Here is a 25,843-nt window from a genome sequence, read left to right as displayed (position 1 = left end):
ATGAGAAAAGATCAAGAACTAACAGCCAGGCAAAAAGCTGCCGTGCTTCTTATTTCATTGGGTCCTGAAAGTGCCTCTAAAGTATATAAGCATTTGTCAGAAGAAGAAATTGAAGCATTAACGATGGAGATTACTGGGGTTAGAAATGTTAACTCGGAACAAATTGACGAGGTTATTCAAGAATTTCACGAAATTGCAATCGACCAGAAGTACATATCTCAAGGCGGCGTTGACTATGCAAAAGCAGTGCTCGAAAAAGCGCTCGGCGAAGAAGAAGCCAGCCAAATCATCAATCGATTGCAATCCACCATGCAAGTTAGGCCTTTTGATTTTGCAAGAAAGGCCGATCCAAGCCAAATTTTAAACTTTATACAAAATGAGCATCCGCAAACCATTGCTTTGGTATTGTCCTATCTGGATCCGGAGAAAGCAGGTCAAATTCTTTCGGAATTGCCCAATGATACGCAGGCTGATATCGCCAGAAGGATCGCGGTAATGGATAGAACATCTCCGGATGTCATTAAGGAAGTTGAGTCGATACTCGAAAGAAAGCTTTCTGCCACTGTAACCAACGATTATTCACAAAGCGGGGGAATTAATACTGTGGTGGAGGTCCTTCAAGGTGTTGGGCGTGCAGCCGAGAAAACCATTCTTGATGCGCTTGGCGTTCAAGATCCCAAATTGGCGGAAGAAATTAAAAAGCGGATGTTTGTGTTTGAAGATATCGTCACACTCGATGACCGCTCTATTCAGAGAGTCATAAGAGAGTGTGAAAATGAAGATCTGATGTTGGCGCTTAAGGTGGCAAGCGATGAAGTCAAAGAAATGGTCTACAAGAACATGTCATCACGGATGGCTATGACGCTTCAAGAAGAGATGGAGCTCATGGGACCAGTCAGATTAAGTGATGTTGAAGAAGCGCAATCAACGATTGTTTCGATTATTCGCCGTTTGGAAGAAACCGGAGAAATCGTACTGGCGCGAGGAGGAGGAGACGATATACTTGTCTAAGCTCATCAAACTGAATTCCGAACACCTTACGTCTGCCACAATAAAGCCAAAAATTATAGAAAAAGTACAACCTTATGAAGAGGACACCGAAAATAAAACGATAGAATTTATTATTGAAGCAGAACATAAAGCAAAAAAGATTTTAGCTGATGCTAACGATGCTGCCGACAAATTAAAAATGGACATTGAAGAAGAACGCCAATCATGGGATGCCGAAAAAAAGAGATTGCAAGAGGAAGCATGGAATGAAGCTTATCAAAAAGGATTGGAAGCCGGGAGAGAAGCAGGTAAAAAAGAATACAAGCAATTGATTATGCAAGCCCAGGGCGTCATTGAACATGCAAAAAACGAATGCCGTGCATACATCGAAGAGGCCGAGTATACCATACTTGAACTCGCTATCGAGAGTGCGCAAGCCATTTTGCAATCCGAAGTTTCGAATCATCCGGAACAATATATTGGTATCGTGAAAAACGTATTAAAAGAGTTGAGAAACGAACCGGAAATCTCTTTATATGTCCATCCTTGCCAATATCCTTTCATGATGGAAGCGTCTAAAGAGCTTGCCGCCGCAAGTTCCACTGATGTCAAAATGTTTATATACCCATCTGAAGAAATGGACGAACATGGCTGCATTATAGAATCGGAAAATATCAGAATAGAAGCAGGTATCGACAGCCAACTGTCAGAGTTAAAAGAAAAGCTAACGGAAATACTTTCCGCTGATGAAAAAAAATGAAGGCGAAAGACTTAATTCCGCATATCCGTAATATTAATACGTTTAAACGATATGGAAAAGTGACGAAAGTTGTCGGGTTAATGATCGAATCACATGGGCCAGAAAGTTCAATTGGCGACGTATGTCTTATTCACGTTTCCGGCAGAACAGGCAAGGTTCGTACTGTGATGGCAGAAGTAGTTGGTTTTCAAGGGAGAAAATTAATTCTCATGCCGTATTCCAATTTAATGGAAGTAGCACCGGGCAGTCTTGTTGAATCAACCAACAAGCCTCTTAAGATACATGTGGGGAATGAATTGGTTGGAAAAGTTGTCGATCCCTTGGGGGTTCCGATGGATGGATCATTGGTTCCCCAAGGCATGCCTTCGGTACCGATAGAAAGAAATCCGCCCCCACCATTAACAAGGCCATCCATATCCAACAAATTGGAAGTTGGAATTAGAGTGATTGACAGTTTGCTTACTGTGGGTCATGGACAGCGTCTCGGCATATTTGCGGGAAGCGGCGTTGGGAAGAGTACGCTTCTTGGCATGATTGCCCGAAATATTCATGCAGATGTAAATGTCATTGCCTTAATTGGTGAACGGGGAAGAGAAGTGAAAGAATTCATTGAACGTGATTTAGGTCCTGAGGGATTGAAGAAATCAATTATCGTTGCCGCAACATCCGACCAACCTGCCTTAATGAGAATTAGAGGCGCTTTTACCGCAACGGCCATTGCTGAATACTTTCGGGATAAGGGTTGCAATGTAACGTTATTAATGGATTCGGTAACGAGAGTGGCAATGAGCCAAAGAGAAATTGGCTTGGCTGTTGGCGAACCTCCAACAACAAAAGGCTACACACCTTCTGTTTTTGCGTTACTTCCCAGGCTTATGGAGCGGACAGGGACAAGCGAAAAGGGGTCCATTACTGCCTTTTATACAGTTCTTGTCGATGGAGACGATTTGAATGAACCGGTTGCTGATACAGTAAGAGGTATATTGGATGGGCATGTTGTGTTAGACAGGGCAATGGCCCAAAAAGGCCATTATCCAGCGATCAATGTATTGAATAGTATCAGCCGGCTAATGAATCACCTGGTTACACCGGAACACAAAAAAGCTGCAGAAAAAATTCGCAATGTATTAGGTACTTATATGAATAATGAAGACTTAATCAATATAGGCGCCTATAAAAAAGGAAGCTCTGCAGAAATTGATGAAGCCATACAATATTATCCCGCTATTATGAAGTTTTTGCAGCAGGAAACAAATGAACGGATATCCAGTGAAGAATGTATCAGGTCATTGATTCATTTAGTAGAAACAGGTGAGTTTAAATGAAGTTTGAATATCGATTTCAAAACTTATTAGAGATAAAAGAAAGAGAAAAAGATGAAGCATATGTGTCGTATCAAAATGCAGTTCATCAATTTGAAAAAGCGGCCACCACATTGTATGAGTTTCTAAGGAAAAAAGAGAACCTTGAACAAGTCCAGTCAAACGAACTACAAAAAGGGTTTACAGTAAACGGTATTAGGCAGTATCAACAATTTTTGCAAAGTATGACTGAGACGATTGATCATTGGCAATTGGAAGTCATTCAAGCGAGGGAACAGATGCAATCTCTGAAAGATGAACTTCTGGAAAGGGATATTGAATGTAAGAAATATGAGCGTTTAAAAGAAAAAAACGAAGAGTCTTTCTTACAATTCATTCAGCGTCATGAAAACACTCAAATGGATGAATTGGCAGCTATTCAATATAGTCATCGAAAGGGAAATTAGGTGGTGAAGTGGATAAATCCTTGAAAGATATGGAACAAAACGAGAAAAAGGGAGTATTTAAGAAGTTTATATTATGGGTGGCGGTTCCGCTTTTAGTCATATTGCTCCTCATTCTTGTCATTGCATCCATTGCTGGTATAAACGTCTTTGAAAAGGCGAAAAAATCAATGAGCAAAGTACCGATTCTTTCGGCTTTTACAGATAGCAGCACATTGAGCATTGAAGAGTATCAAAAAAGAATTGTGGATCTGGAAGGAGAAATACAAGACAAAAACACTCAACTTGAACGCCTTCAAAAAAAATTGGAAGAAAAAGAAGCGGAAGCGGACAAGTTGCTTTTGGAACAGGAAAGATTGGAGAGTTCCATTGAAGAAGACGCAGAAGGGAATCCAGAAAACAATAAGGAAGCTAAGCCTGACATAAAAGAGATAAAAGCGGTCTATGAAACGATGGCGCCCAAAAAAGCTGCACTGATTATCCTGGAAATGAAAGAAGAGGAATCATTAAACATACTTTCTAATTTATCGACCGAATCATTGGCGAGGATATTGGAGAAAATGCCTCCGGATAGAGCGGCTGCCTTCTCCCAGAAATTATCAACGGAGGCCAATGAAAGGAGGTGAGTGCAGTGCGGCTGCAGCTGTTAGAAATGATGCCCAATAAAGTAACGTCCGAAACGGGCCAGGCAAATGTGGATCAAGGCACTTTATTTCATCAGGTGCTTGGAGGACTGATAAAAAATTTGAATGGTGATGACCCGTCTTTGCTTTCTGAAGAAGGTGATTCACAGTCGCAAAAATTAACGCAGGATGTTCAAAACTTTGCTTCTTTGCTTTCTGAGGAAGATGGTTCGGTACTCCAAAAGTTGATCAAGGACATTCAGCATTTGGTTCCCTTGCTTTCGAAAGAAATAGAGCAGGAGCTGGAACATATAGACCCGCAATTATTGGAAAATATGAAACAAGTTCTTTTGGAACTGGAGAACACAGAAGTCACGAATCCGCTTGATTTATTAAAGAAACTGGAGGAGTTCATTTCCCTTGTTGCTGAATCGCCGGTTGAGCATGAGCACAACACTATTCAACAACTGCATCAGTTGGGAGAAAAGTTGACATCAATCTTGGGAACCCCAGAAGCTCAGAAATACTTGCGCTTTGACGAATTTAAAACGCGACCTGCTCCAGAGCGGTCTGAAATTGTTTCAGAGCTGACTAAGACTGTTCCGGAGCCGACTAAGACTGTTCCAGAGCGGCCTGAATCTCTCAGGGCTGTTCAACCGGAAAACGAATGGCCGAAAGTAGCGGACTCAACTGAGAAACATAAAGAGTCTCCTATTGTACAATTGGCGAAGTCAAGATCGTTGCAACCAGTGAACAATCAAGTGAGCAGGGAGCAACAATTGAACTTGGGGCTTATATTCGGACGCCAAGCTTATCAGGAACACGCAGCACCAAGAATTTCGATTGACCGCGACAGTCCTTTCAATATGGGTTTGACAGAAGCTCATACAAAGCAATACTTGTCCCGCTTACTTGATGACGGTGTTCAAGAACCAGAGGGGAGAGCACTTGTAAGGAAATTAGTTTCCGTTTTACGGAACGCTCATTTTTCCAATATTCATCAAACAAAACAATTGACGATTCGCCTTTATCCAGAACATCTGGGGATGCTGAGAGTCGAGTTATTCCAAAAAGAAGGGGAAATGGTTGCCCGTATTATCGCATCTACGCAAATGGCCAAAAAACTGCTTGATTCGAATTTACAGCAACTGAAGCATGGCTTGGTAAACCACAACATTCAAATTGAAAAAGTGGATGTAACACATCAGCCAAACATCGAAAAGCACCCGTACTTTGACGGCAAGCAAGGGCAAAAGGAGCAGCAAGAAGAACAACACAGCGAACAAACACAGAAAGAAAAGAAGGAAAAGAATGAACAACATTTTTCCATTGTACTAAATGATGCCATATTTGAGACGGAAGTGTAGGTGAAATTGTGACAAACGCGATCAACAACGACTATTCTGTACCGGAAAATCCATTTCAAAAGAAAAGTGAGGGTCAAAACACTTTAGGGCAGGATGCGTTTTTAAAGATTTTACTAACACAGTTACAAAATCAAGACCCTCTGAATCCGATGGAAGATAAAGATTTTATTGCGCAAATGGCCACTTTCTCGTCATTAGAGCAGTTGACAAATATTAATAAGACCTTGGAAATGTGGCAAGATGGTTTTTCACAGTCCTCTTTGCTTTCTTTTACCGAGTTTGTCGGGAAAGAAGTGACTTGGCATAGGGTTGATGGTCAAGATAGTGAGACGGGAGAGCCGATCATTACTGAAGGCAAGGGAGTTGTAGCATCTGTCCAGTTTCTTGGGGATACGGTACGGATCATTCTTGAAGACGGTACAGAACTGACACCGGCGAACATCTCTGAATTAATGCCTGCTCCGGCTGGAAATCCATTGCTTGAGGCGAGCCATCTCATTGGAAAAACAGTGTCATGGATGGACGATGAACAAAATGAACAATCCGGAACTGTACAATCCGTATCTGTTAAAAACGGTGTACTATCGCTTCTGCTTGAAGATCAGACTGTCGTTGATTTCAATCAGATTACGAAAATTTTGTAAAAAGGATAAAAGATCCATGAACAATCATTTTATTCATCCCTACAGCGGAAAAGTGAATGTAATCCGCCAGCCGGCAAACGAAGCGAAACATGCAACCGTGCAAAATAAACATTCATTTGCGCAACAGCTAAACGAAACGATTCAACAATCGAACAAGCTGACATTAAGCAAACATGCCAGGTTGAGGATGGAGCAAAGGAATATCCATATAAGTCCCAACAAGTGGGGCCAAATAGAAGAAAAAATACATAAGGCACAGGCAAAAGGCGTAAATGAACCGCTTGTGCTGCTGAAAGAGGCGGCCCTTCTGATCAGTACGAAGAATCATACCGTTATAACATTGTTGGACCGAAAAGAAGCGGCGAGCCATATTTTCACAAATATTGATGGAACCATCATTATGGAATAGACATTTTGCAAACGGCTGGACCTGAATAGGGAGCCGTAACCGCGGAATGACTGAAGCGGTTGATTAAAGGAGGAAAAAAATATGCTGCGATCAATGTATGCAGGAATAAGTGGAATGAAAAACTTTCAAACTAAGCTGGATGTAATAGGAAACAACATCGCGAATGTCAACACACACGGATTTAAAAAAGGGCGTATCACCTTTCAGGACATGGTAAGCCAGACGATCTCCGGTGCCAGCGGCGGGGGGAATAATCGTGGAGGAGTCAATCCTAAACAAGTGGGGCTGGGCTCGCAGATTTCCGCGATTGAAACGATCGATACGCAAGGAAGCCCGCAAATGACTGATAGAATGCTGGATGTCGCCATTCAAGGAGACGGCTATTTGATTGCCCAGGTCGGAAATGACATTAAATACACACGGGTTGGAAATCTTGGTTTTGATCAATCCGGCACCCTTGTTACATCTACTGGTGCCCTAGTATTGCAAAGTAATGGGGATCCGATTGTCATTAATGATATTAATCAAGTTTCAAACATAAGCATCGCAGATGATGGAACAGTCTCATTTATGCGTAATGGAACACCTGGTACTGCCGGGGTGATCGGAGTAGCCAGGTTCCCTAATAATGGTGGGCTGGAAAAATCAGGGGAAAGCTTTTACATTCCGACTGAAGCGTCCGGGCCTCCCGCGCATGGGCAGCCTCTGGAAAACGGGGCAGGGAAGCTTTTAAGCGGAAGGTTGGAAATGTCAAACGTTGATCTTTCAGAAGAATTCACAGAAATGATCATTGCACAACGCGGCTTCCAGTCCAATTCAAGAATCATTACCACATCCGATGAGATACTTCAGGAACTTGTCAACTTAAAACGTTAACTAAAAGGAGGGGACAGGACCGGTCACACTCCGGTCCTGGATGATTATTGATTCAGGTGACGAAATTAAACGGAAAGTCTTTTTATTTGAATGCATTGTACATAGAAAAAATTGAAACTTTTCCTGATACGACCATTACTTTGACGAATGGGCATAAGTATGTTGTTTCGGAATCTGAAATTTTGGTCAGGGAAAGAATGCTTGATTTTTATCAATCAATTCAACTTTTTGGCCAGAAACAGGGGGGCCATGCTGATGGGTAAACGAATTATCAATATTTTGCTTATTATATTTATCGTTGTGCTTCTTGGCGGAACAGCTTATTTGTTGATAAATGACAACAGTGGAAAATCGAAAGATAAAGAGCCTTCCATTGACGAAGTGTTAGAAGCATCAGTTCATGTAAATGACATTACGACGAACTTGCAGGATGGCCGCTATATTAAGCTGTCTTTGACAGTGGAAACGGACGGGGAAGAAGCGAAACAAGAGCTTGAAAAGCGTGATTTTCAAATTCGGAGTATCATTCTGTCTGAACTTGCAGACATGAAGTCGGGAGATTTAGAGGGAAAAGAAGGGAAAAGGAAGTTAGAAGAAATGATGGAAGTCAAAATAGGCGAACTGTTACAAAATGGTGAAATAAAAAAAGTATATATCACCTCCTATATTGTTTCATGAATAAATATTCAAATTGTATCATTGGAGGTGGCTATCATGTCTGATGAGATATTATCTCAAAGTGAAATTGACGATTTATTATCGGGGCTTTCAGAGGGAGACATCACTCTTGAAGAAGAAGTACTTAATGAGCAAGAAAAAGATGTGCAAGTTTATGATTTTAAAAGGGCTTTACGCTTTTCCAAGGATCAAATCAGAAGCTTAACGAGGATTTATGACAATTTTTCCAGGTTATTGACAACTCTTTATTCTGCTCATTTACGAACATATACCAATTTTTCAGTCGCATCGGCTGATCAAATACCATATGACGAGTACATACGTTCCATTCCAAGTATGACATTTTTAAATGTCTTGGAAATACCGCCGCTTAAAGGCAGAATGATCATGGAAGTCCATCCCAATATTGCTTATGCGATGGTTGATCGCATTTTGGGCGGTAAGGGTTCTGGTTTGAACAAGATCAATCATTTAACAGATATAGAGATGAAGCTGTTGGAAAAGCTATTTCGGAGGACGCTGGAACCATTGCAAGAGGCGTGGACGGGCATTACGCATATTGATCCGATTTTAACCGAAATTGAAGTGAATCCACAATTTTTACAAATGGTTTCCCCAAATGAAACGGTTGTTGTCATTACAATGCAGGCAACGGTTGGAGAAACGAGCGGAATGATTAATATATGTATTCCCCACGTTGTACTGGAGCCCATCATTCCGAAGCTTTCGGCACAATATTGGATGGAATCGGGCGCCAAAGAAAGAAAGCCTGAAACCATTTTGGCATTGGACAAAAATATAAGAGGTACAGAGATGGAAATAACAGCCGACTTGGGTTCGGCGGATCTGACTGTAAAAGATTTTCTGTCGCTTAATGAGGGGGATGTTTTTCAACTCAATACAAGTATAGATGACCCCCTAACTGTCAAAATTGCCGGCATCCCGAAATACCTGGGTCAACCGGGCAGGAGACATAATTATCTTGCTGTACAAATTCTATCGATGATAAACGAGGGAGATGAAGACAATGAATAATGAGAAGCTCTCTCCGGAAGAGATTGAAATGCTGCTTTCTACAGGATTCATTGAAAAAGAGAATGAAAACAACAATGAAATAGATGATTTGAATGAAATGGAACGTGACGCATTAGGCGAGGTAGGCAACATCTCTGTCGGCAGGGCAGCAACCACTCTTTCTACACTGCTAAATCAAAAAGTAGAAATCACAACGCCGACTGTTTCTATGTTAGACAGGGATATCTCGGATGAGCCTTTGGATTCGGGTGTGGCTGTCCGTGTTACCTATACTTCCGGCTTTTCAGGGGTAAATGTATTAATTCTAAAAAAAAGCGATGTGGCTGCCATTGCCGATATGATGTTGGGCGGGGATGGAACGTCGCCTGCAGAAGAAATGGATGAGATCCATTTAAGCGCTGTTCAGGAAGCGATGAATCAGATGATTGGTTCAGCAGCATCATCGATGTCCACATTTTTTAGTAAAAGGGTGGATATTTCTCCTCCCACTATTCATTGGCCTGAAGACTCCTTTGTTGAAGTATTGGAAGAGTTGTCAAACCAAAGCAAGTTTGCCCGCGTTTCTTTCCAGTTAAAAGTCGGTGATATTATTGATTCCACATTAACACAGCTCATACCGATCGACTTTGCAAAGGATTTGGTGAAAGAACTTATGTTAAAGCTTGAAAAAGGAGGAGATGAGCAGTCCAAGATGGAGAAAGCAGGAGAGAAACCTGTTAAAGAACAGGGTGAGACGACTTCCCCTCAAATGACAGATAAAGAGGCATCGCGTCCCAGGAAGGAAAATACAAGGACAGCGACTCAACAAATGGCTGCCGAAAACACTCCGCCCAATGTTCATAAAGCCGACTTTTCCGATTTTAATGAAGAGAGTGTTGATAGTTTTGAAGCCAACAACCTTGATGTTTTACTGGATATACCTTTGCAAGTGACTGTTGAGCTCGGACGAACTAGCCGTTCGGTTAAGGAAATACTTGAATTTGGCGCAGGATCCATTATAGAACTTGATAAATTGGCTGGGGAACCAGTAGATATCTTAATCAACAACCGTCACATAGCAAAAGGGGAAGTGGTTGTGATTGATGAAAACTTTGGTGTAAGAGTCACTAATATTTTGAACAAGCGGAATCGCCTCGAACGTTTGAGATAGAATGGAGGCAAAACCATATATTTTCATAGAGTTGGGAAATCGAACAATGATAAACAAAAGTAAAGTTTTATGGTGCGTGATCATTTTTTTCACCCTGATCAACCCGCCCGTTGCCCAGGCAAGCAAAACGGGTTATTCCGTCGGCGAATGCATGGAAAACCCTGAGAAATGCAAAGAAGATAAAGAAGATACGGAACAAGGGGATGTTGCGCCCAAAAAAAATCAGTCAGTTTCAATCGGTGTGATGGATGTCTTAAAAATGCTGTTTGCCTTGATTTTTGTCATCGCCCTTTTATATTTCTTGTTAAAGTTTATCAATAAACGGACCCAATCATATCAACAAACAAGCCTGATCCAAAATCTTGGCGGGACGGCATTGGGCGGCAACCGCTCGCTCCAAATGGTAAGGGTCGGCAAGCGCCTTTTTGTTTTGGGTGTTGGTGAAGATATTCGCTTGATTAAAGAAGTATCAGACGAAAAAGAAATTCAGGAATATCTTCACCAGTATAACGAGCAGTTGGAAAAGAGTTTTCAGCCAACAAAGCTGACAAAATGGGTTAACAATGTAAAAAAGGCTGTCAAGCATGGAAGCGGAATGGACAACAAACATAAAAAAGATTTTCACCAGCAGCTGATGGATGAAATGGATGGCATCAAAAAAGAAAGATTACAGGCGCTTGATCGTTTGCGGAAGGAGAGTGAGACACATGAGTGAAATCACGGAGTTTTTTAACAGTTCACCAGAATCGGTGTCCACTTCCGTTAAATTGTTTCTCCTGTTAACCGTGTTGTCGATCACTCCAGGCATTTTAATGGTCATGACATCATTTACGCGTATTGTGATCGTTCTTTCATTTGTGAGAACGTCCCTGGCAACTCCACAAATGCCTCCTAACCAGGTCATCGTGGGCTTATCGCTGTTTTTAACATTTTTCATTATGGCACCCACATTCAACGAGGTAAATAATGAAGCGCTGACCCCTTTGTTTCAGGATGAAATTACTTTGGAAGAAGCGTACACAAAGGCTGCGGTGCCTTTTAAAGAATTTATGAGCAAGCATACAAGACAAAAAGATTTGGAACTCTTTCTAACGTATACAGAATCTGAACCGCCCGAGTCGATTCAGGATATTCCATTGCAGGCACTTGTGCCGGCCTTTGCGCTCAGTGAAATGAAGACCGCGTTTCAAATTGGCTTTATGATCTTTATCCCCTTCTTGGTCATTGACATGGTTGTGGCCAGTGTTTTGATGTCTATGGGGATGATGATGCTTCCGCCGATGATGATTTCTCTCCCGTTTAAAATTTTGCTCTTTGTGCTCGTTGACGGGTGGTACTTGGTGATCAAATCATTGCTTGAAAGTTTTACGTAACAAGTTTTAACCCGCTGACCCCTATTACGGGTCTCAACGTCACTAATTGAAGTTTCACTTTATCCGGCTTTGACTGGCAGTAAGCCCCCTGCTTTCAGAAAATCACATGTGCGTGGCCTGTATAGGGAGCAACTGCCGGTAATCGCCCGATGGCTTTGGATGGCCAGGATAAGGAGAAACTTTGACAGTGATACATCGCATTGTTTTCAAAAAGGGAAAAAAGGCGTTGCAACGTACAAGCGAAGCGAAAAGACAAGGAAAGTTTCGATCGTACCGTCATCATCTGTAGAAAAAGCGCAAGCTTTTTCGAGGAAGTCTCTGCATGACATGGGCTTATGAATAGGACGCTTTCGGCCTTTGCCTTTTTTCTGCTTTTCATTAACGGGAACGCCACATCGTGCGGCAACGTCTGCATGAACCACACCATGTGGTCCTATTTCACTTTATACATTCAAAGAAGGTGATCATATGAGCGCCGAATCGGTTATTTCGTTAGCGGGAAAGGGAGTTTATACGATTTTAATTATCGCCGGCCCTCTTCTGCTACTTGCATTAATCATTGGCCTGGCCGTCAGTATTTTTCAGGCAACGACACAAATACAGGAACAAACCCTCGCGTTCATTCCCAAAATTATTGCAGTCCTGTTGGGAATTGTATTTTTCGGGCCCTGGATGTTAAGTCGGATGTTATCCTACACTTCGGATATTTTCCAAAACTTAACCCAGTTTGTAGGTTGATGGAATGGAAGAGTTTATTACACGATTTTCAGTCTTTTTGCTTGTATTTGTCAGGGTGTCTGCCTTTTTCGTCACGATGCCGCTATTTTCATACCGGACACTGCCTTCCTTATTTCGTATCGGCCTTGCTTTTTTTGTATCGGTTTTGATGTATGCATCGGTATACCAGGGAACGATTGATATTAATGCGGCTTATTTTCTGTTGATGTTAAAAGAGGCGGCTGTAGGACTTTTTATCGGGTTTATCGCCTATATGGTTTTGACTTCCATTCAAGTTGCCGGAAATTTTATCGACTTTCAGATGGGGTTTGCCATCGCTAATATCATTGACCCGCAAACAGGCGTTCAATCTCCCTTAATTGGCCAGTATTTGTATATTTTTTCTCTTTTATTGCTCTTGGCCGTGGACGGACACCATATGCTGCTAAACGGGATTTTTTACAGTTATCAATTTATTCCGCTCGATCAGGCCAGCTTTGGATTTGCCAATGCCAATCTGGCGGAGTATATCGCAAAATCTTTTTCGATGCTGTTTCTAATTGCTTTTCAAATCTCAGTACCTGTTGTTGCCGTGCTTTTTCTGGTAGATGTGGCACTCGGGATAGTGGCCAGGACGGTACCGCAAATGAACGTGTTTGTCGTTGGTTTTCCAATCAAAATTGCTGTCAGTTTTATTGTCCTGTTTATTGTGATGGGTGTCATATTTGGTGTCATTCAACAGTTATTTGAAACGATGGGACAAGTGATGAGAGATGTGATGGAAATGCTGGGGAGTCAATCATGAAACAGTTTCAGTTGGATCTTCAATTTTTTGCGGGGGAGAAAACAGAGAAAGCAACACCGAAGAAAAGGCAAGATTCGAGAAAAAAAGGACAGGCGGCAAAAAGCCAAGATGTCAATACAGCGATTGGATTGCTTGCTGTCTTCACCTTTTTACTGTTTTTTTCCTCGAAGCTGGGCCAAACAGTTTTTCATATTTTTCGGGAAACATTTACGGAATATATGCTTCTTGATTTGACGCCTGGGAATTTGCGGCTCATTTCCATTGAAGTATTAAACGGAATGGCTATTCTTTTGGGGCCCATCATGCTATTGGGATTGCTGGCAGGAGTGGGGGCGAACTTGCTGCAAATCGGGTTTATGGCAACAACCGAGCCGCTCAAACCAAAGTTTGAAAAAATTGATCCGATCAAAGGAATGAAGAGGATATTCTCTGTCAGGGCAATTGTTGAATTGTTAAAGTCGATTTTGAAAATCGGGTTTGTCGGCTTCGTGGCTTTCTTTGTATTGTGGCAAAGAATTGACGAAGTGCTCGTGCTGTCCCATAAAGCCGCCCCCGCAGCTTTAAAAACAATCGCAAGCTTGACCTTGCAAATGGGAATCAGCGCCTCCATCGCCTTATTGCTGTTATCCCTATTGGACTATTTATATCAACGGTATGATTTTGAAAAAAACATCCGGATGTCCAAGCAGGATGTAAAGGACGAATTTAAAAATACAGAAGGCGATCCGCTGGTAAAATCAAAAATTAAGCAGCGGCAAAGAGAGATGGCCATGGCTCGCATGATGCAGGAAGTTCCCAATGCGGATGTTGTCATTACTAACCCCACACACTATGCCATTGCCCTTAAATATGACGAAGATGAATCCGACGCTCCGTTTGTGGTAGCAAAAGGACTCGATTTCATGGCGGAAAGAATAAAAAAAATTGCCAAGGAACATGATGTTGTGCTTGTTGAAAATCGTCCATTGGCACAGGCATTATACAAACAAACCGACATCGGGGACAAAATACCCGAAGACTTTTTTAAGGCGGTTGCTGAAATATTAGCTTATGTGTATCGAATCAAACATAAGATTTGATTTGGGCTTTAGGGAGAGAACGTATGATGAAAGTAAAAGATATTACTATTTTATTAGGCGTTATATTAATCATCGCCATGTTGGTCATTCCGTTTCCGCCATGGCTGTTAAGCTTTCTCATCATCGCGAACATTTCTCTCGCACTGTTGGTTGTACTTACTTCCATGAACATGCATGAGCCGCTGCAGTTTTCAATTTTTCCATCTTTATTATTGCTGCTCACTTTGTTCAGGCTGGGACTAAACGTTTCGACGACGAGATCTATTCTTTCCGTTGGAGATGCCGGAAATGTCGTAGAAACCTTCGGGACATTCGTAGTTGGCGGTAATGTCCTTGTTGGACTGGTTGTTTTTTTTATACTGGTCATTATTCAATTTGTCGTCATTACAAAAGGAGCCGAACGGGTATCGGAAGTAGCCGCGAGGTTTACCCTCGATGCGATGCCGGGCAAACAGATGAGCATCGATGCTGATTTAAATGCCGGCATTATTTCAGAGCACGAGGCGAAAGTGCGAAGAGAAAAAGTGGCCCGCGAATCCGATTTTTACGGAGCGATGGATGGGGCCAGCAAATTTGTAAAAGGTGATGCCATTGCCGGTATTATTATTGTACTGATCAATCTATTATTTGGAATTTTGATTGGAATGCTGCAACATGGCCTGCCGATCGGGGAAGCCGCTTTGAAATACTCCATGCTTACGGTAGGAGATGGGATTGTCAGCCAAATCCCTGCGCTCCTGATTTCAACGGCAACCGGTATTGTTGTGACAAGGGCCGCATCAGACGGGAACCTTAGTTCTGATATCGTCGGACAACTGCTCAGTTACCCAAAGTTGCTGTACATCGCGTCTGGCACCATTTTTCTGCTTGGTCTTGCAACACCCATACATAATATGCTAACGGTCCCGATTGCAGGCTTACTTGGAGCAGGGGGGTTCTTCCTTTCCCGGATACCCGACAAAGAAAGTGCTGCAATAGCACAAGCTCCTGAGGAACTGGAAGCGGAAGAAATGAAAAAGCCGGAAAATATACTTGGGTTATTGCATGTGGACCCGATTGAGTTTGAATTTGGGTATGGGCTCATTCCGCTTGCCGATGTGAAGCAGGGAGGAGATTTGCTGGACAGAATTGTCATGATTAGGAGGCAATTGGCATTAGAACTGGGAATTGTGATTCCTGTTGTACGGATACGTGACAATATCCAGTTGGAACCTAATGCCTACCAAATTAAAATTAAGGGTCACCCTGTTGCTTCCGGTAATTTGTTATTGGATCATTACTTGGCAATGAGTCCGGGAGGCGAGGACGAGATTGAGGGAATTGATACGATTGAACCGTCCTTTGGACTTCCCGCAAAATGGATTACAGAAGAAGTAAAAGAACAGGCCGAGATTGCCGGTTATACCGTTGTCGATCCTGCTTCTGTCGTAGCGACTCATTTAACGGAAGTGCTTAGGGCGAATGCTCATGAGCTGCTCGGCAGACAGGAAACGAAAGAATTGATAGATCACTTAAAGGAAACACACCCGATTCTTGTTGAAGAAGTAACACCTAATCCGCTCACGATTGGAGAAGTTCAAAAAGTCCTTGCCAAATTGTTAAAAGAGCAAGTATCGGTCAGAAACTTGGTTGTTATATTTGAAACACTTGCTGATTATGCAAAGACGACCATTGATACCGATCTGCTAACGGAATATGTTCGCCAGGCGCTGGCACGGCAAATAACAAAACAGTATGTAGGAGATGAGCCAGTCTTAAAAGTCCTGACAGTCTCAGGAAAAGTGGAAAAAATGATTGCTGACAGCATACAGCAAACGGAGAATGGCAATTACTTGGCCATCGAGCCAAATGACTCGAAAAAAATATTGGAATCTATTGCGGCACAACTCGAACAATTGTCGAAGGTGCAACAAATACCCATTTTACTCTGTTCTCCTGCTGTCAGAATGTATGTCCGTCAATTGACCGAGAGATATTTCCCACAAGTGCCAGTTCTATCCTATAATGAGTTGGAAGCGGATATTGAAGTACAGAGCATCGGGATGGTGAATATCTGATGAAGGTAGAAAAAATCGTGGCAGCTTCGATGCCGGAGGCTATTAACAGGGTAAAAAAACAGCTCGGCGAGGATGCTGTCATATTAAGCTCAAAAGTGTTATGGACGAAGGGCGTTATGGGACTTTTCAAGAAAAAGCAATTTGAAGTGATTGCCGCTCTTGATCACGTAGAGGAAACAAAGCCAGTTCAACCGGCAGTTTATGCCCAAATGCTCCAACCAGCGCAAAATGATGCTGTTTTAAAAGAACTGGAAACGTTGAAAAAAATTGTGAAAAAAAGAAGTTATGTCCCTGATCCCAAACTCGAAATGTATCCGTCCGCGATTCAAAAAAGTTTGTTAAGATGCATGAATCAAGAGCTGGATAAGAATTTTGTCCTGGCGATTGGGGACCAGTTATTGGACATATGGAGGAAAGCAGAAAAAGAACCCGATGAAATGGAGATGTCGCTGGCGGCTAAATCCATTCTTTGCGGCGAATTAAAGAAATTGGGCTTTTCTGGCGCGACTTTCGAAAAAAAATTTATTGCGCTTGTCGGGCCTACGGGTGTGGGAAAAACAACGACCTTGGCCAAGCTGGCAGCCTGCGCCATGCTCGAACAGAAAAAGAAGATCGCCTTTATGACGATGGATACATACCGCATTGCCGCGATCGAACAATTAAAAACATACGCTAAGCTGCTTGATGTCCCGGTGGAAGTCGTATATGACGCGAATGATTTTAAAGAAGCCGCAAACAAACTTGCTTCCTTTGACCATGTATTTATTGACACAGCGGGACGGAATTATCGTGATGGCAAATTCGTCACCGATTTAAACGGTATACTTTCACTGGTAAGTGATTTGGATGTTTATCTCATATTAACTGCCTCCATGAAAGAAAGGGATGTTGAATCCATCATGAAGCATTTTCAGCATCTCAGTGCTCAAAAATTTATTTTTACAAAAGTGGATGAAACGGATGTTTACGGTCCCATGGTTAACATGATGCTTCAGTATGGCTTGGCGGCCGACTATATCACAGACGGGCAAGAAGTACCCGATGACCTTGTCCTTGCTGCACCGGAGTTGTTTGGCAACTATATCTTTGGAGAGCAAAGCAGATGAAGGATCAAGCAGAAGGCCTGCGTTTAAAATTGAAGAACATAACAAAGAAACAGGCGAGGACTTTAGCCGTGGTCAGTGGGAAAGGCGGAGTGGGCAAATCCAATATTTCAAGTAATTTAGCTGTCATCCTTGCCAAAAGAGGATATAAAGTGCTTGTTTTTGATCTCGATATCGGCATGGGGAATGTCAATTTACTGTTGGGTGGCTCAGCGGACAAGACAATGGGTGATTTTATCCTAAAAGGTGAACCGTTAGCCCAAATTGTGCAGAAAGGGCCTTTGGGCGTCTCGTATATTGCAGGCGGAAACGGGCTATATGGCGCGGTTGAACTGGATAACAATACGGTCAAGTCGCTTCTTGCAGGTTTACAAATGTTTCAGGAAACATACGATTATATTATTTTTGATATGGCGGCAGGAGCCGGCCAAGCATTGCTCCATATCCTGCTGGCAGCCGATGATTTAATCGTTGTGACAACCCCGGAACCTACTGCGGTCATGGATGCTTACTCAATCATGAAACTGGCCTATCTGCAGAATGAAAATACCCGGTTTCTCGTAGTGTGCAACCGGACTGATCATGAACGACAGGGACGGGAAACATTCTTTCGTCTACAGCAAGCCATGCGCAAGTTTCTTCAAAAGGAAATCGAATTGTTGGGGATATTACCGGAAGACAAACTTGTACGAGAAGCCGTCTTGAATTACACCCCTGTTTATTGTGTGTATCCCCGTTCTTCCGTATCTATTATATTGGAACATGCCGTTGACCAATTGACGGGAAGAAACGGCAGGTCTGGTGGTGAAACAAAGAACGATTCATTTATGGCAAGATTGCGCAAGCTGTTTCACGGCAAATAAACAAGGGGCTACTTTCTCAAACGTTTCCCCCGTTTCCATTTCGAAAAGGAGGAGATATATATGTCACTTTCCCCACCTCTTGAAGAACGGAGGCATTGGGATCTCTGGAAAAAAACAAGGGATGAACAATCCGGCAACCATTTGGTTAAAAAATATATGCCTCTCGTTTCATACCATGTCCAGCGGATTTCCGTCAATTTGCCTAAAAATGTAAGTCGGGAAGAGTTACGGAGCCTTGGGCTCATTGGTCTTTTGGACGCATTTGAAAAATTTGACCATTCCCGGGATCTAAAGTTTGAAACGTATGCATCGTTTCGGATAAGAGGCGCGATTTTGGACGGCCTTCGGAAGGAAGATTGGCTTCCGAGAAACACCCGCGACAAAGCAAAAGAAATCGAATCTGTGCAGCAAAAGCTAGAACAGCAATATATGCGGCGTGTAACCGTAGAAGAGATTGCGCAAGAGCTCGGCCTTGATGAAACAGATGTAACGAAAACATTAAATGAATATTATTTTTCACAAATTATTTCAGTGGATGATTTTTTAACTGGAGACGAAGATCAAGAACATCACGGCTATATCATAAAAGATGAACAAACCCCCGGACCTGAGGAACAGCTTGTCCATCATGAATGGCTGGAAGAAATGGCTGGGGCAATCGCCCATCTGACGGAAAATGAACAACTCGTTTTAAGCCTGTTTTATAAAGAGGAGCTAACATTGACAGAGATCGGCCAAGTCCTAGACTTGTCGACCTCAAGAATTTCCCAAATTCATTCTAAAGCGTTATTTAAGTTAAGAAACCAGCTCATGCAATTAAGATAGCGAGGGATCATCTTGACAGCCGTAATGATACTTATTTTATTTTTAATAAACGCTCTTTTGATTTTTGCCATTATCCTCCTGTTTATGCGGCAAAATCGGCTATTGGAGGTTGAAAAAAAGCAGCGGGAAATGCTATCTGAAGCGGAAGAGCTGGTAAGCGGCCTGCTTGCGGAGATGAGGGAAGAAAACGACCGGTTTTTACAGCAACTCGCGCATGCTAGAAAGATGGATGAAAAACCGGGGCAGAACACCTCATATAACGATAAAGCGGACAAACCTGAAGACGTCATTGAAGGCGGGCTATCCGAAGAAGCGATAGACAGTACTGAAGAAACAATAGACATCACTGAAGAAATGTTAGACAGGGTTGAAGAAACGGAAAATGCTCAAGAGGAACAATCCCTCCGAAACCAAGTGGAAGCAATGGCGGCCCAGGGGATGACAATGACAGAGATCGCAAAAGCTCTTGGGAAGGGGAAAACCGAAATTGAACTTGCCATGAAATTTTACCAGCAGGCTTAAAACATTACTTGATTACGATTTTTGATTGTGCTATATTATTTGGTGGTATTAAAACACACGTTTCATAATTTTGTGACAGGGTGCTGTTTGGCATTATTGCAAAAAACAGCCTGCACAAAAAATGATTGAAACGGAGGAAAAAAACCAAGGAGGAAACATTTTATGTCTATCATTTCTATGAAGCAATTGCTTGAAGCTGGTGTACATTTTGGACACCAAACCCGCCGTTGGAATCCTAAAATGAAGAAATACATTTTTACGGAAAGAAACGGTATTTATATCATCGACTTGCAAAAAACTGTGAAAAAGGTCGAGGAAGCTTACAAATTTATGAGAGAGCTTGCCGAAAACGACGGGAAAGTTTTATTCGTCGGAACAAAGAAGCAAGCCCAGGAATCTGTTAAAGATGAAGCGGAGAGAGCTGGACACTTTTATGTCAACCACCGCTGGCTCGGCGGAACTTTAACGAATTTTGAAACAATCCAAAAAAGAATCGAGCGCTTAAAAGCGATTGAAAAAATGGAAGAAGACGGAACATTTGACGTTCTACCGAAAAAAGAAGTTGTCATGCTGAATAGGGAACGTGACCGTCTCGTCAAGTTTTTAGGCGGAATCAAAGACATGAAGACTCTTCCTGACGCAATGTTTATCATTGATCCGAGAAAAGAGCGCATTGCAGTGGCTGAAGCCCGGAAGTTAAATATTCCGATTGTGGGTATTGTTGATACGAACTGCGATCCGGATGAAATTGATTATGTGATTCCGGCAAACGACGACGCAATCCGCGCGGTTAAGTTGTTGACAGCTACAATGGCCGATGCCTTGTTGGAAGCTAAATACAGCGAAGAAGAGCAGGAAGAAGAAGAAGCGTCTGAAACTGCCAATGCATAACAGTTAATGCAGTGAAAAGGTGATAAGAGTGGATACGCTTGTCACCTTTTTTTAAAACAACTTGGTTCGTATCTCATTCAAGGAGGAAAAATAATGGCAATTACTGCACAAATGGTAAAAGAACTGCGTGCCAAAACAGGTGCGGGCATGCTAGACTGCAAAAAAGCACTAACAGAAACAAATGGAAACATGGAAGAAGCAATTGACTTTCTCAGAAAGAAAGGCATGGCTTCGGCAGCAAAAAAAGCTGATCGGATTGCAGCCGAAGGAACAGCTTATATCCTCAGTGAGGGCAATGAAGCTGTCATCTTAGAAGTGAACGCCGAAACAGATTTTGTTGCAAAAAACGAAAACTTCCAAGAGCTTGTAAAAGAATTGGCCCAGCATTTGCTTGCCAACAAACCTTCATCATTGGAAGAAGCACTTGAGCAAAAAATGAGCGGCGGCGAAACTGTCACTGAATATATTAACTCAGCCATTGCGAAAATCGGTGAAAAAATCACGCTTCGCCGCTTTGAAGTAAAAACAAAAACGGATAATGGCGTATTTGGTGAGTATTTGCATATGGGCGGACGCATTGGTGTTTTGACTGTTCTTGAAGGAACGACAGACGCCGATGTTGCCAAGGATGTTGCGATGCATGTCGCCGCAATCAAGCCTAAATACATTTCTCGCGATCAAGTGCCTGCGGAGGAAACAGAACGCGAACGCCAAGTGTTGACAGAGCAAGCCTTAAATGAGGGCAAACCGGAAAAAATTGTTGAAAAAATGGTGGAAGGCCGACTCGGCAAATTTTTTGAAGAAATTTGTCTGCTTGACCAATCCTTTGTAAAAAACCCTGATGAAAAAGTTGGTAAATTTGTCAGCTCAAACGGAGCGAAAGTTGTCGATTTTGTTCGTTATGAGGTCGGCGAAGGGTTGGAGAAACGCCAAGAAAACTTTGCTGAAGAAGTAATGAATCAAGCGAAGAAATAAATCTCATCCAGCTTTAAAGGGAACACTTTGTGTTCCCTCTTTTACAAACTGAAAATGGAATACATAATTGATTTGGAGGTTCAGATGAGCATCCCGAAATATAACCGAGTTGTACTGAAATTGAGTGGAGAGGCGTTGGCGGGTAAAGAAGGCTTTGGCATTAATCCGGCCATCATCAAATCCATTGCGGAGCAAATAAAAGAAGTGGCGGAGCTTAATGTTGAAATTGCCGTAGTTGTTGGCGGAGGAAATATTTGGAGAGGGAAAGTCGGAAGCGAAATGGGAATGGACCGGGCTACAGCAGACTATATGGGTATGCTCGCAACAGTCATGAACTCGCTTGCCCTTCAAGACAGCCTCGAACAATTGGGAATTGAAACGCGGGTTCAAACGTCGATAGACATGATTCAAGTAGCTGAACCTTACATCAGGCGCCGAGCCATTCGCCACCTCGAGAAAAAGCGCGTTGTCATTTTTGCCGCTGGTACGGGAAATCCTTATTTTTCAACGGACACCACTGCCGCTTTAAGGGCTGCCGAAATTGAAGCGGACGTCATTTTAATGGCGAAAAACAATGTTGACGGCGTGTATAATGCCGATCCGAAGCTTGATAAAGATGCTGTCAAATATGAGCAGCTTTCATATCTTGACGTTTTAAAAGAAGGATTGGCCGTCATGGATTCAACCGCTTCATCACTTTGCATGGACAATGATATTCCGCTGATCGTCTTTTCTTTTACGGAAAAAGGAAATATTAAGCGCGCTGTGTTAGGTAAACAAATCGGAACGATAGTAAGGGGGAAGGAATAATGCCTAATCAAGTAATCTCGAATGTCAAAGAGAAAATGAAAAAAGCCATTCAAGTCTACACCCGGGAATTGGCCAGCATTCGTGCCGGACGAGCAAGCGCGGCACTTTTGGACAAAATTTCAGTTGATTACTATGGTGTCCCAACACCGATCAATCAATTAGCGACAGTCTCCGTTCCAGAAGCACGGCTTCTCGTTATTCAACCTTACGATAAAGCGGTTTTGGGCGATATGGAAAAAGCCATTTTAAAATCTGACCTTGGCCTTACACCGGCAAATGATGGTTCTCTTTTAAGAATCTCGATTCCACAGCTGACGGAAGAACGTCGCAAAGAGCTTGTGAAACAAGTAAAAAGAGAAGCGGAAGATGCCAAAGTCGTCATCCGGAATATTCGCAGGGATGGGAACGACGAATTAAAAAAGCTTGAGAAAAACGGAGACATATCTGAAGATGACTTGCGCTCATATGGAGAAGATATCCAAAAGCTTACAGATGAACACATCAAGAAAATTGACCAGATAACGAAGGAAAAAGAGCAGGAAGTTTTAGAAGTTTAGGCAAATATAATTGATATGATCCCCTCCTATCGGAGGGTTTTTTTATGGGATGATCAAGTTTCCCTCTATTGACGTTAACGTCTCTTTTTCGTATTTTATTCTTTCTCTTGAAATTGTAATAATAAATCAGGCGGGAATCATATCGCTTATTCCTTCCAATATGCTAAAATATGTTTGATGCTAGATGCCAGCACTTCTGACGGAGGACTAATTATGTTTAATAAAATGAAGTTATGGAAAACTTCAAAAGATAAAGAAATTAGTGAAGACCGAGTAGGCCAAATAATGAACCAGCCGATACCGCAACATATCGCGATTATTATGGATGGGAATGGCCGGTGGGCGAAGAAGAGGGCACTTCCGAGAATTGCAGGCCATCACGAAGGAATGAAGACGGTCAGAAAAATAACGAAAGCAGCCAACCGCCTTGGGGTGAAAATATTAACATTATATGCTTTTTCAACAGAAAATTGGAAAAGGCCCAAATCGGAAGTGGACTATTTAATGAAGCTTCCGGAAGAGTTTCTCGGAAACTTTTTACCGGAGCTTGTTGAAGAAAATGTGAAAGTATGTACAATGGGCGACACAACCCGTCTACCGGAGACTACACGAAAAGCTGTCAACCATGCGATCAACAAAACGAAACATAATAATGGACTTATTTTAAACTTTGCATTGAACTATGGGAGCCGTGCAGAAATCATTGATGCAATCAAGCAACTTTCCGCCGATGTCAAGGATGGCCGGCTGAATGAAAATGATATTGATGATGAATGCTTTTCCAATTATTTGATGACAAAAAGTTTGCGTGATCCCGATTTATTGATTAGAACAAGTGGGGAGCTGAGGTTGAGCAACTTTATGCTCTGGCAGCTTGCCTATACAGAATTATTCTTTATTGATGTATTATGGCCCGATTTTTCAGAAAAACATTTAATGGATGCGATCGAATCTTTTCAGCGCCGCTCTAGACGGTTCGGCGGATTAATCAGCGAGGAGTTTCAGTAATGAAAGAAAGAATTATATCAGCAGTTGTTGCCATGGGAATTTTTTTGCCGCTTGTATGGATAGGCGGACTACCTTTCGTCATTTTGACATATATGATGGCGACTATAGGACTTTTTGAATTGTTACGAATGAAAAAGCAGCCGGTAATGTCCGGACAAAGCTTGCTATCTTTTGTCATGCTTTGGGTCATATTGCTGCCGAACGAATATTTTCAGTTGCTTTTCGCGGGGGCAATGACAAAAATGGAAATTGTATATTTGGCTGTATTGCTCATTTTGTCATATACGGTCGTTTCAAAAAACCGCTTTACCTTTGACAATGCCGGTTTTTCCATCTTGTCGGCACTATATGTCGGTGTCGGGTTCTATTTTTTGATAGCGACTCGTGAAGCGGGGCTTATATATCTTTTTTATGTCCTTTTCGTCATATGGGGAACGGATTCCGGAGCTTACTTTATTGGCAAGTCACTCGGAAAAAGAAAGCTGTGGCCGGTGATCAGTCCCAATAAAACGATCGGCGGGTCCATCGGGGGCATAGTCGTTGCAATTGTCGTTGCCCTGTTGTTTTCTGTCTTTGCGGACATGGGCATTCCTACCTTAAAATTGTTGTTTGTAACGGTCTTATTGTCCATGTTTGGGCAAATGGGGGATTTGGTCCAATCAGCGTTTAAACGCCATTATGGGGTAAAAGATGCCGGCAAGCTTATTCCGGGCCACGGGGGCATTTTGGACAGGTGTGACAGCTGGCTTTTCGTTTTGCCGCTCATACACATTTTGCAAATCATATAAGCGTAGAATTAGTTTAGGAGTGAAATGATGAAGTATGTTAGTTTGCTGGGCGCAACCGGATCGATAGGGACGCAAGCACTGCAAGTCATAAAAGAACATCCGGACCAATTTCGGCTCTGCGCGATTTCGGCTGGAAGAAACATTGACCTAGTCCGAAAAATCATTTCAGATTTTCAACCAAATCTCGTAGCAGTGCTTGAAAAGGAAGACTGTGAACGATTAAAAGCCGAATTCCCGTCCGGGATCAAATTTACTTACGGCAAGCATGGTTTAATCGAGGCCGCGGTACACGACCAGGCCGATATTGTATTAAACGCCGTTATGGGAAGCGTCGGCCTTGTTCCGACAATGCACGCGATTGAAGCTAAAAAAACGATTGGGCTGGCCAATAAGGAAACACTTGTAACGGCGGGTCATATTGTTATGGGTGCAGCTAAAAAGTTCGGAGTGGATATTCTTCCGGTTGACAGCGAACATTCTGCTATTTTTCAGTGCTTGCAGGGAGAAAGCCGGGAAAATGTTTCTAAATTGATCATCACGGCGTCCGGAGGAAGCTTTCGGGATTTGAGCAGGGAAGAGCTGAAGCATGTTACACGACAACAAGCATTGAAGCACCCAAACTGGTCAATGGGTTCCAAAATTACGATTGACTCTGCTACAATGATGAACAAAGGGCTGGAAGTGATCGAAGCACATTGGCTGTTCCATATTCCCTATGAAAACATTGAGGTTCTTCTTCACCGGGAAAGCATCATCCATTCACTAGTGGAATATAAGGATCGCAGCGTCATCGCCCAACTAGGTACTCCGGATATGCGTATTCCGATTCAATATGCACTTACTTATCCGGACAGAATGAAGCTTGATACGAAAGGACTCGGCCTCGCGGAGATAGGCATCCTTCATTTTGAAAAAATGGACATGGATCGCTATCGTTGCCTAAAGCTTGCTTATGATGCGGGAATGAGAGGGGGAACGATGCCCACAGTGTTAAATGCGGCGAATGAAGTAGCTGTCGAAGCATTTTTGAAAGAACAAATTTCCTTTTTAAATATTGAAGAGTTGATTGAAAAAGCGTTGGAAAGGCATAATGTTATTGATCAGCCGGATTTGGCGGCTATAGAGGAAGTTGACCGTGAGACAAGGAAGCACGTTTATACACTCCTGTAAAAG

30 protein-coding genes are annotated in these 25,843 nt (G+C 42.5%); all 30 read left to right on the top strand.

The features are described 5' to 3' along the window. A complete protein-coding gene (gene fliG / locus NST31_RS01510) occupies nucleotides 1–1,011 on the top strand; it encodes a flagellar motor switch protein FliG (protein WP_077111729.1) in 1,011 nt (336 codons plus the stop codon). After that, nucleotides 1,004–1,750 (top strand): flagellar assembly protein FliH, encoded by a 747-nt coding sequence (fliH, locus tag NST31_RS01505; RefSeq protein ID WP_339163490.1) that lies wholly within the window; start codon nucleotides 1,004–1,006, stop codon nucleotides 1,748–1,750. Before fliG ends, fliH begins: the two co-directional genes overlap by 8 nt. Then, nucleotides 1,747–3,075: a flagellar protein export ATPase FliI gene (gene fliI / locus NST31_RS01500; RefSeq protein ID WP_339163488.1), complete on the top strand. Its 1,329-nt coding sequence runs from the start codon at nucleotides 1,747–1,749 to the stop codon at nucleotides 3,073–3,075. Before fliH ends, fliI begins: the two co-directional genes overlap by 4 nt. Beyond that, nucleotides 3,072–3,518, top strand: a complete 447-nt coding sequence (gene fliJ, locus NST31_RS01495) for a flagellar export protein FliJ (RefSeq protein WP_077111726.1) — start codon at nucleotides 3,072–3,074, stop codon at nucleotides 3,516–3,518. Before fliI ends, fliJ begins: the two co-directional genes overlap by 4 nt. A gap of 8 nt (nucleotides 3,519–3,526) precedes the next feature. After that, nucleotides 3,527–4,141, top strand: coding sequence for a hypothetical protein (locus NST31_RS01490; RefSeq protein WP_339163485.1), 615 nt, complete (start codon nucleotides 3,527–3,529; stop codon nucleotides 4,139–4,141). A 5-nt stretch (nucleotides 4,142–4,146) separates the two neighbouring features. Continuing rightward, complete coding sequence (locus tag NST31_RS01485) at nucleotides 4,147–5,505, top strand: flagellar hook-length control protein FliK (protein ID WP_077111724.1); 1,359 nt, start codon at nucleotides 4,147–4,149, stop codon at nucleotides 5,503–5,505. An 8-nt stretch (nucleotides 5,506–5,513) separates the two neighbouring features. Continuing rightward, a complete protein-coding gene (flgD, locus tag NST31_RS01480; RefSeq protein WP_077111723.1) occupies nucleotides 5,514–6,149 on the top strand; it encodes a flagellar hook assembly protein FlgD in 636 nt (211 codons plus the stop codon). A gap of 16 nt (nucleotides 6,150–6,165) precedes the next feature. Continuing rightward, a complete protein-coding gene (locus NST31_RS01475) occupies nucleotides 6,166–6,558 on the top strand; it encodes a TIGR02530 family flagellar biosynthesis protein (protein ID WP_077111722.1) in 393 nt (130 codons plus the stop codon). 81 nt (nucleotides 6,559–6,639) lie between these two features. After that, nucleotides 6,640–7,434, top strand: a complete 795-nt coding sequence (gene flgG, locus NST31_RS01470) for a flagellar basal body rod protein FlgG (RefSeq protein ID WP_077111721.1) — start codon at nucleotides 6,640–6,642, stop codon at nucleotides 7,432–7,434. 47 nt (nucleotides 7,435–7,481) lie between these two features. Beyond that, nucleotides 7,482–7,697: a flagellar FlbD family protein gene (locus NST31_RS01465; protein ID WP_077111720.1), complete on the top strand. Its 216-nt coding sequence runs from the start codon at nucleotides 7,482–7,484 to the stop codon at nucleotides 7,695–7,697. Continuing rightward, on the top strand, nucleotides 7,690–8,112 hold the full coding sequence (fliL, locus tag NST31_RS01460) for a flagellar basal body-associated protein FliL (RefSeq protein WP_077111719.1): 423 nt from the start codon (nucleotides 7,690–7,692) through the stop codon (nucleotides 8,110–8,112). The genes NST31_RS01465 and fliL overlap by 8 nt, the downstream gene beginning before the upstream one ends. Nucleotides 8,113–8,148: 36 nt before the next feature. Next, complete coding sequence (fliM, locus tag NST31_RS01455) at nucleotides 8,149–9,147, top strand: flagellar motor switch protein FliM (RefSeq protein WP_077111718.1); 999 nt, start codon at nucleotides 8,149–8,151, stop codon at nucleotides 9,145–9,147. After that, nucleotides 9,140–10,297 carry a flagellar motor switch phosphatase FliY gene (gene fliY, locus NST31_RS01450; RefSeq protein WP_339163480.1) on the top strand — a complete coding sequence of 386 codons (1,158 nt, stop codon included), beginning with the start codon at nucleotides 9,140–9,142 and terminating at the stop codon, nucleotides 10,295–10,297. Before fliM ends, fliY begins: the two co-directional genes overlap by 8 nt. Nucleotides 10,298–10,343: 46 nt before the next feature. Next, a complete protein-coding gene (locus tag NST31_RS01445) occupies nucleotides 10,344–11,012 on the top strand; it encodes a flagellar biosynthetic protein FliO (protein ID WP_077111834.1) in 669 nt (222 codons plus the stop codon). Then, nucleotides 11,005–11,670 carry a flagellar type III secretion system pore protein FliP gene (gene fliP, locus NST31_RS01440; RefSeq protein ID WP_205179921.1) on the top strand — a complete coding sequence of 222 codons (666 nt, stop codon included), beginning with the start codon at nucleotides 11,005–11,007 and terminating at the stop codon, nucleotides 11,668–11,670. Before NST31_RS01445 ends, fliP begins: the two co-directional genes overlap by 8 nt. A 468-nt stretch (nucleotides 11,671–12,138) precedes the next feature. Further along, complete coding sequence (gene fliQ, locus NST31_RS01435) at nucleotides 12,139–12,408, top strand: flagellar biosynthesis protein FliQ (RefSeq protein WP_077111715.1); 270 nt, start codon at nucleotides 12,139–12,141, stop codon at nucleotides 12,406–12,408. 4 nt (nucleotides 12,409–12,412) lie between these two features. Beyond that, nucleotides 12,413–13,192, top strand: a complete 780-nt coding sequence (gene fliR, locus NST31_RS01430) for a flagellar biosynthetic protein FliR (RefSeq protein ID WP_077111714.1) — start codon at nucleotides 12,413–12,415, stop codon at nucleotides 13,190–13,192. Next, on the top strand, nucleotides 13,189–14,271 hold the full coding sequence (gene flhB / locus NST31_RS01425; RefSeq protein ID WP_077111713.1) for a flagellar biosynthesis protein FlhB: 1,083 nt from the start codon (nucleotides 13,189–13,191) through the stop codon (nucleotides 14,269–14,271). The genes fliR and flhB overlap by 4 nt, the downstream gene beginning before the upstream one ends. Nucleotides 14,272–14,297: 26 nt before the next feature. After that, complete coding sequence (gene flhA, locus NST31_RS01420) at nucleotides 14,298–16,328, top strand: flagellar biosynthesis protein FlhA (protein WP_077111833.1); 2,031 nt, start codon at nucleotides 14,298–14,300, stop codon at nucleotides 16,326–16,328. Next, nucleotides 16,328–17,434 (top strand): flagellar biosynthesis protein FlhF, encoded by a 1,107-nt coding sequence (flhF, locus tag NST31_RS01415; RefSeq protein WP_339163474.1) that lies wholly within the window; start codon nucleotides 16,328–16,330, stop codon nucleotides 17,432–17,434. Before flhA ends, flhF begins: the two co-directional genes overlap by 1 nt. Beyond that, a complete protein-coding gene (locus NST31_RS01410; RefSeq protein WP_205179913.1) occupies nucleotides 17,431–18,294 on the top strand; it encodes a MinD/ParA family protein in 864 nt (287 codons plus the stop codon). Before flhF ends, NST31_RS01410 begins: the two co-directional genes overlap by 4 nt. 60 nt (nucleotides 18,295–18,354) lie before the next feature. Continuing rightward, entirely contained in the window at nucleotides 18,355–19,119 is a 765-nt protein-coding gene (locus NST31_RS01405) for a FliA/WhiG family RNA polymerase sigma factor (protein WP_077111710.1), read from the top strand. 12 nt (nucleotides 19,120–19,131) lie between these two features. Beyond that, nucleotides 19,132–19,641 carry a hypothetical protein gene (locus NST31_RS01400; protein WP_339163470.1) on the top strand — a complete coding sequence of 170 codons (510 nt, stop codon included), beginning with the start codon at nucleotides 19,132–19,134 and terminating at the stop codon, nucleotides 19,639–19,641. Nucleotides 19,642–19,803: 162 nt separating this feature from the next. Then, complete coding sequence (rpsB, locus tag NST31_RS01395) at nucleotides 19,804–20,532, top strand: 30S ribosomal protein S2 (RefSeq protein ID WP_077111708.1); 729 nt, start codon at nucleotides 19,804–19,806, stop codon at nucleotides 20,530–20,532. A 93-nt stretch (nucleotides 20,533–20,625) separates the two neighbouring features. Beyond that, nucleotides 20,626–21,507: a translation elongation factor Ts gene (gene tsf, locus NST31_RS01390; protein ID WP_077111707.1), complete on the top strand. Its 882-nt coding sequence runs from the start codon at nucleotides 20,626–20,628 to the stop codon at nucleotides 21,505–21,507. A gap of 84 nt (nucleotides 21,508–21,591) precedes the next feature. After that, on the top strand, nucleotides 21,592–22,317 hold the full coding sequence (gene pyrH, locus NST31_RS01385; protein WP_077111706.1) for a UMP kinase: 726 nt from the start codon (nucleotides 21,592–21,594) through the stop codon (nucleotides 22,315–22,317). After that, nucleotides 22,317–22,874 carry a ribosome recycling factor gene (gene frr / locus NST31_RS01380; protein WP_077111705.1) on the top strand — a complete coding sequence of 186 codons (558 nt, stop codon included), beginning with the start codon at nucleotides 22,317–22,319 and terminating at the stop codon, nucleotides 22,872–22,874. Before pyrH ends, frr begins: the two co-directional genes overlap by 1 nt. A gap of 213 nt (nucleotides 22,875–23,087) precedes the next feature. Continuing rightward, nucleotides 23,088–23,882 carry an isoprenyl transferase gene (locus NST31_RS01375; RefSeq protein ID WP_077111704.1) on the top strand — a complete coding sequence of 265 codons (795 nt, stop codon included), beginning with the start codon at nucleotides 23,088–23,090 and terminating at the stop codon, nucleotides 23,880–23,882. After that, the gene (locus NST31_RS01370) at nucleotides 23,882–24,670 is read left to right on the top strand and encodes a phosphatidate cytidylyltransferase (RefSeq protein WP_077111703.1); all 789 of its coding nucleotides are present in this window, start codon (nucleotides 23,882–23,884) and stop codon (nucleotides 24,668–24,670) included. The genes NST31_RS01375 and NST31_RS01370 overlap by 1 nt, the downstream gene beginning before the upstream one ends. Nucleotides 24,671–24,697: 27 nt before the next feature. Further along, complete coding sequence (gene dxr, locus NST31_RS01365; protein ID WP_339165452.1) at nucleotides 24,698–25,840, top strand: 1-deoxy-D-xylulose-5-phosphate reductoisomerase; 1,143 nt, start codon at nucleotides 24,698–24,700, stop codon at nucleotides 25,838–25,840. Nucleotides 25,841–25,843 lie beyond the last annotated feature (3 nt).

It is taken from the genome of Siminovitchia sp. FSL W7-1587 (genome assembly GCF_037963795.1).
GTDB lineage: Bacteria > Bacillota > Bacilli > Bacillales > Bacillaceae_C > Siminovitchia > Siminovitchia thermophila.
The sequence above is the reverse complement of the archived record's forward strand: the minus strand, read 5'-3'. Positions and strand labels throughout refer to the sequence as shown.

Excerpts from the sequence above, each read along its gene's own strand:
- tsf (WP_077111707.1), top strand. The coding sequence starts at position 20,626 with ATGGCAATTACTGCACAAATGGTAAAAGAACTGCGTGCCAAAACAGGT.
- fliG (WP_077111729.1), top strand. The coding sequence starts at position 1 with ATGAGAAAAGATCAAGAACTAACAGCCAGGCAAAAAGCTGCCGTGCTT.
- fliQ (WP_077111715.1), top strand. The coding sequence starts at position 12,139 with ATGAGCGCCGAATCGGTTATTTCGTTAGCGGGAAAGGGAGTTTATACG.
- NST31_RS01445 (WP_077111834.1), top strand. The coding sequence starts at position 10,344 with ATGATAAACAAAAGTAAAGTTTTATGGTGCGTGATCATTTTTTTCACC.
- NST31_RS01370 (WP_077111703.1), top strand. The coding sequence starts at position 23,882 with ATGAAAGAAAGAATTATATCAGCAGTTGTTGCCATGGGAATTTTTTTG.
- fliM (WP_077111718.1), top strand. The coding sequence starts at position 8,149 with ATGTCTGATGAGATATTATCTCAAAGTGAAATTGACGATTTATTATCG.
- fliY (WP_339163480.1), top strand. The coding sequence starts at position 9,140 with ATGAATAATGAGAAGCTCTCTCCGGAAGAGATTGAAATGCTGCTTTCT.
- flhA (WP_077111833.1), top strand. The coding sequence starts at position 14,298 with ATGAAAGTAAAAGATATTACTATTTTATTAGGCGTTATATTAATCATC.
- fliJ (WP_077111726.1), top strand. The coding sequence starts at position 3,072 with ATGAAGTTTGAATATCGATTTCAAAACTTATTAGAGATAAAAGAAAGA.
- fliL (WP_077111719.1), top strand. The coding sequence starts at position 7,690 with ATGGGTAAACGAATTATCAATATTTTGCTTATTATATTTATCGTTGTG.
- fliI (WP_339163488.1), top strand. The coding sequence starts at position 1,747 with ATGAAGGCGAAAGACTTAATTCCGCATATCCGTAATATTAATACGTTT.
- flhF (WP_339163474.1), top strand. The coding sequence starts at position 16,328 with ATGAAGGTAGAAAAAATCGTGGCAGCTTCGATGCCGGAGGCTATTAAC.
- NST31_RS01475 (WP_077111722.1), top strand. The coding sequence starts at position 6,166 with ATGAACAATCATTTTATTCATCCCTACAGCGGAAAAGTGAATGTAATC.
- NST31_RS01375 (WP_077111704.1), top strand. The coding sequence starts at position 23,088 with ATGTTTAATAAAATGAAGTTATGGAAAACTTCAAAAGATAAAGAAATT.
- rpsB (WP_077111708.1), top strand. The coding sequence starts at position 19,804 with ATGTCTATCATTTCTATGAAGCAATTGCTTGAAGCTGGTGTACATTTT.
- NST31_RS01410 (WP_205179913.1), top strand. The coding sequence starts at position 17,431 with ATGAAGGATCAAGCAGAAGGCCTGCGTTTAAAATTGAAGAACATAACA.
- NST31_RS01405 (WP_077111710.1), top strand. The coding sequence starts at position 18,355 with ATGTCACTTTCCCCACCTCTTGAAGAACGGAGGCATTGGGATCTCTGG.
- fliP (WP_205179921.1), top strand. The coding sequence starts at position 11,005 with ATGAGTGAAATCACGGAGTTTTTTAACAGTTCACCAGAATCGGTGTCC.
- frr (WP_077111705.1), top strand. The coding sequence starts at position 22,317 with ATGCCTAATCAAGTAATCTCGAATGTCAAAGAGAAAATGAAAAAAGCC.
- flhB (WP_077111713.1), top strand. The coding sequence starts at position 13,189 with ATGAAACAGTTTCAGTTGGATCTTCAATTTTTTGCGGGGGAGAAAACA.
- dxr (WP_339165452.1), top strand. The coding sequence starts at position 24,698 with ATGAAGTATGTTAGTTTGCTGGGCGCAACCGGATCGATAGGGACGCAA.
- fliR (WP_077111714.1), top strand. The coding sequence starts at position 12,413 with ATGGAAGAGTTTATTACACGATTTTCAGTCTTTTTGCTTGTATTTGTC.
- flgG (WP_077111721.1), top strand. The coding sequence starts at position 6,640 with ATGCTGCGATCAATGTATGCAGGAATAAGTGGAATGAAAAACTTTCAA.
- pyrH (WP_077111706.1), top strand. The coding sequence starts at position 21,592 with ATGAGCATCCCGAAATATAACCGAGTTGTACTGAAATTGAGTGGAGAG.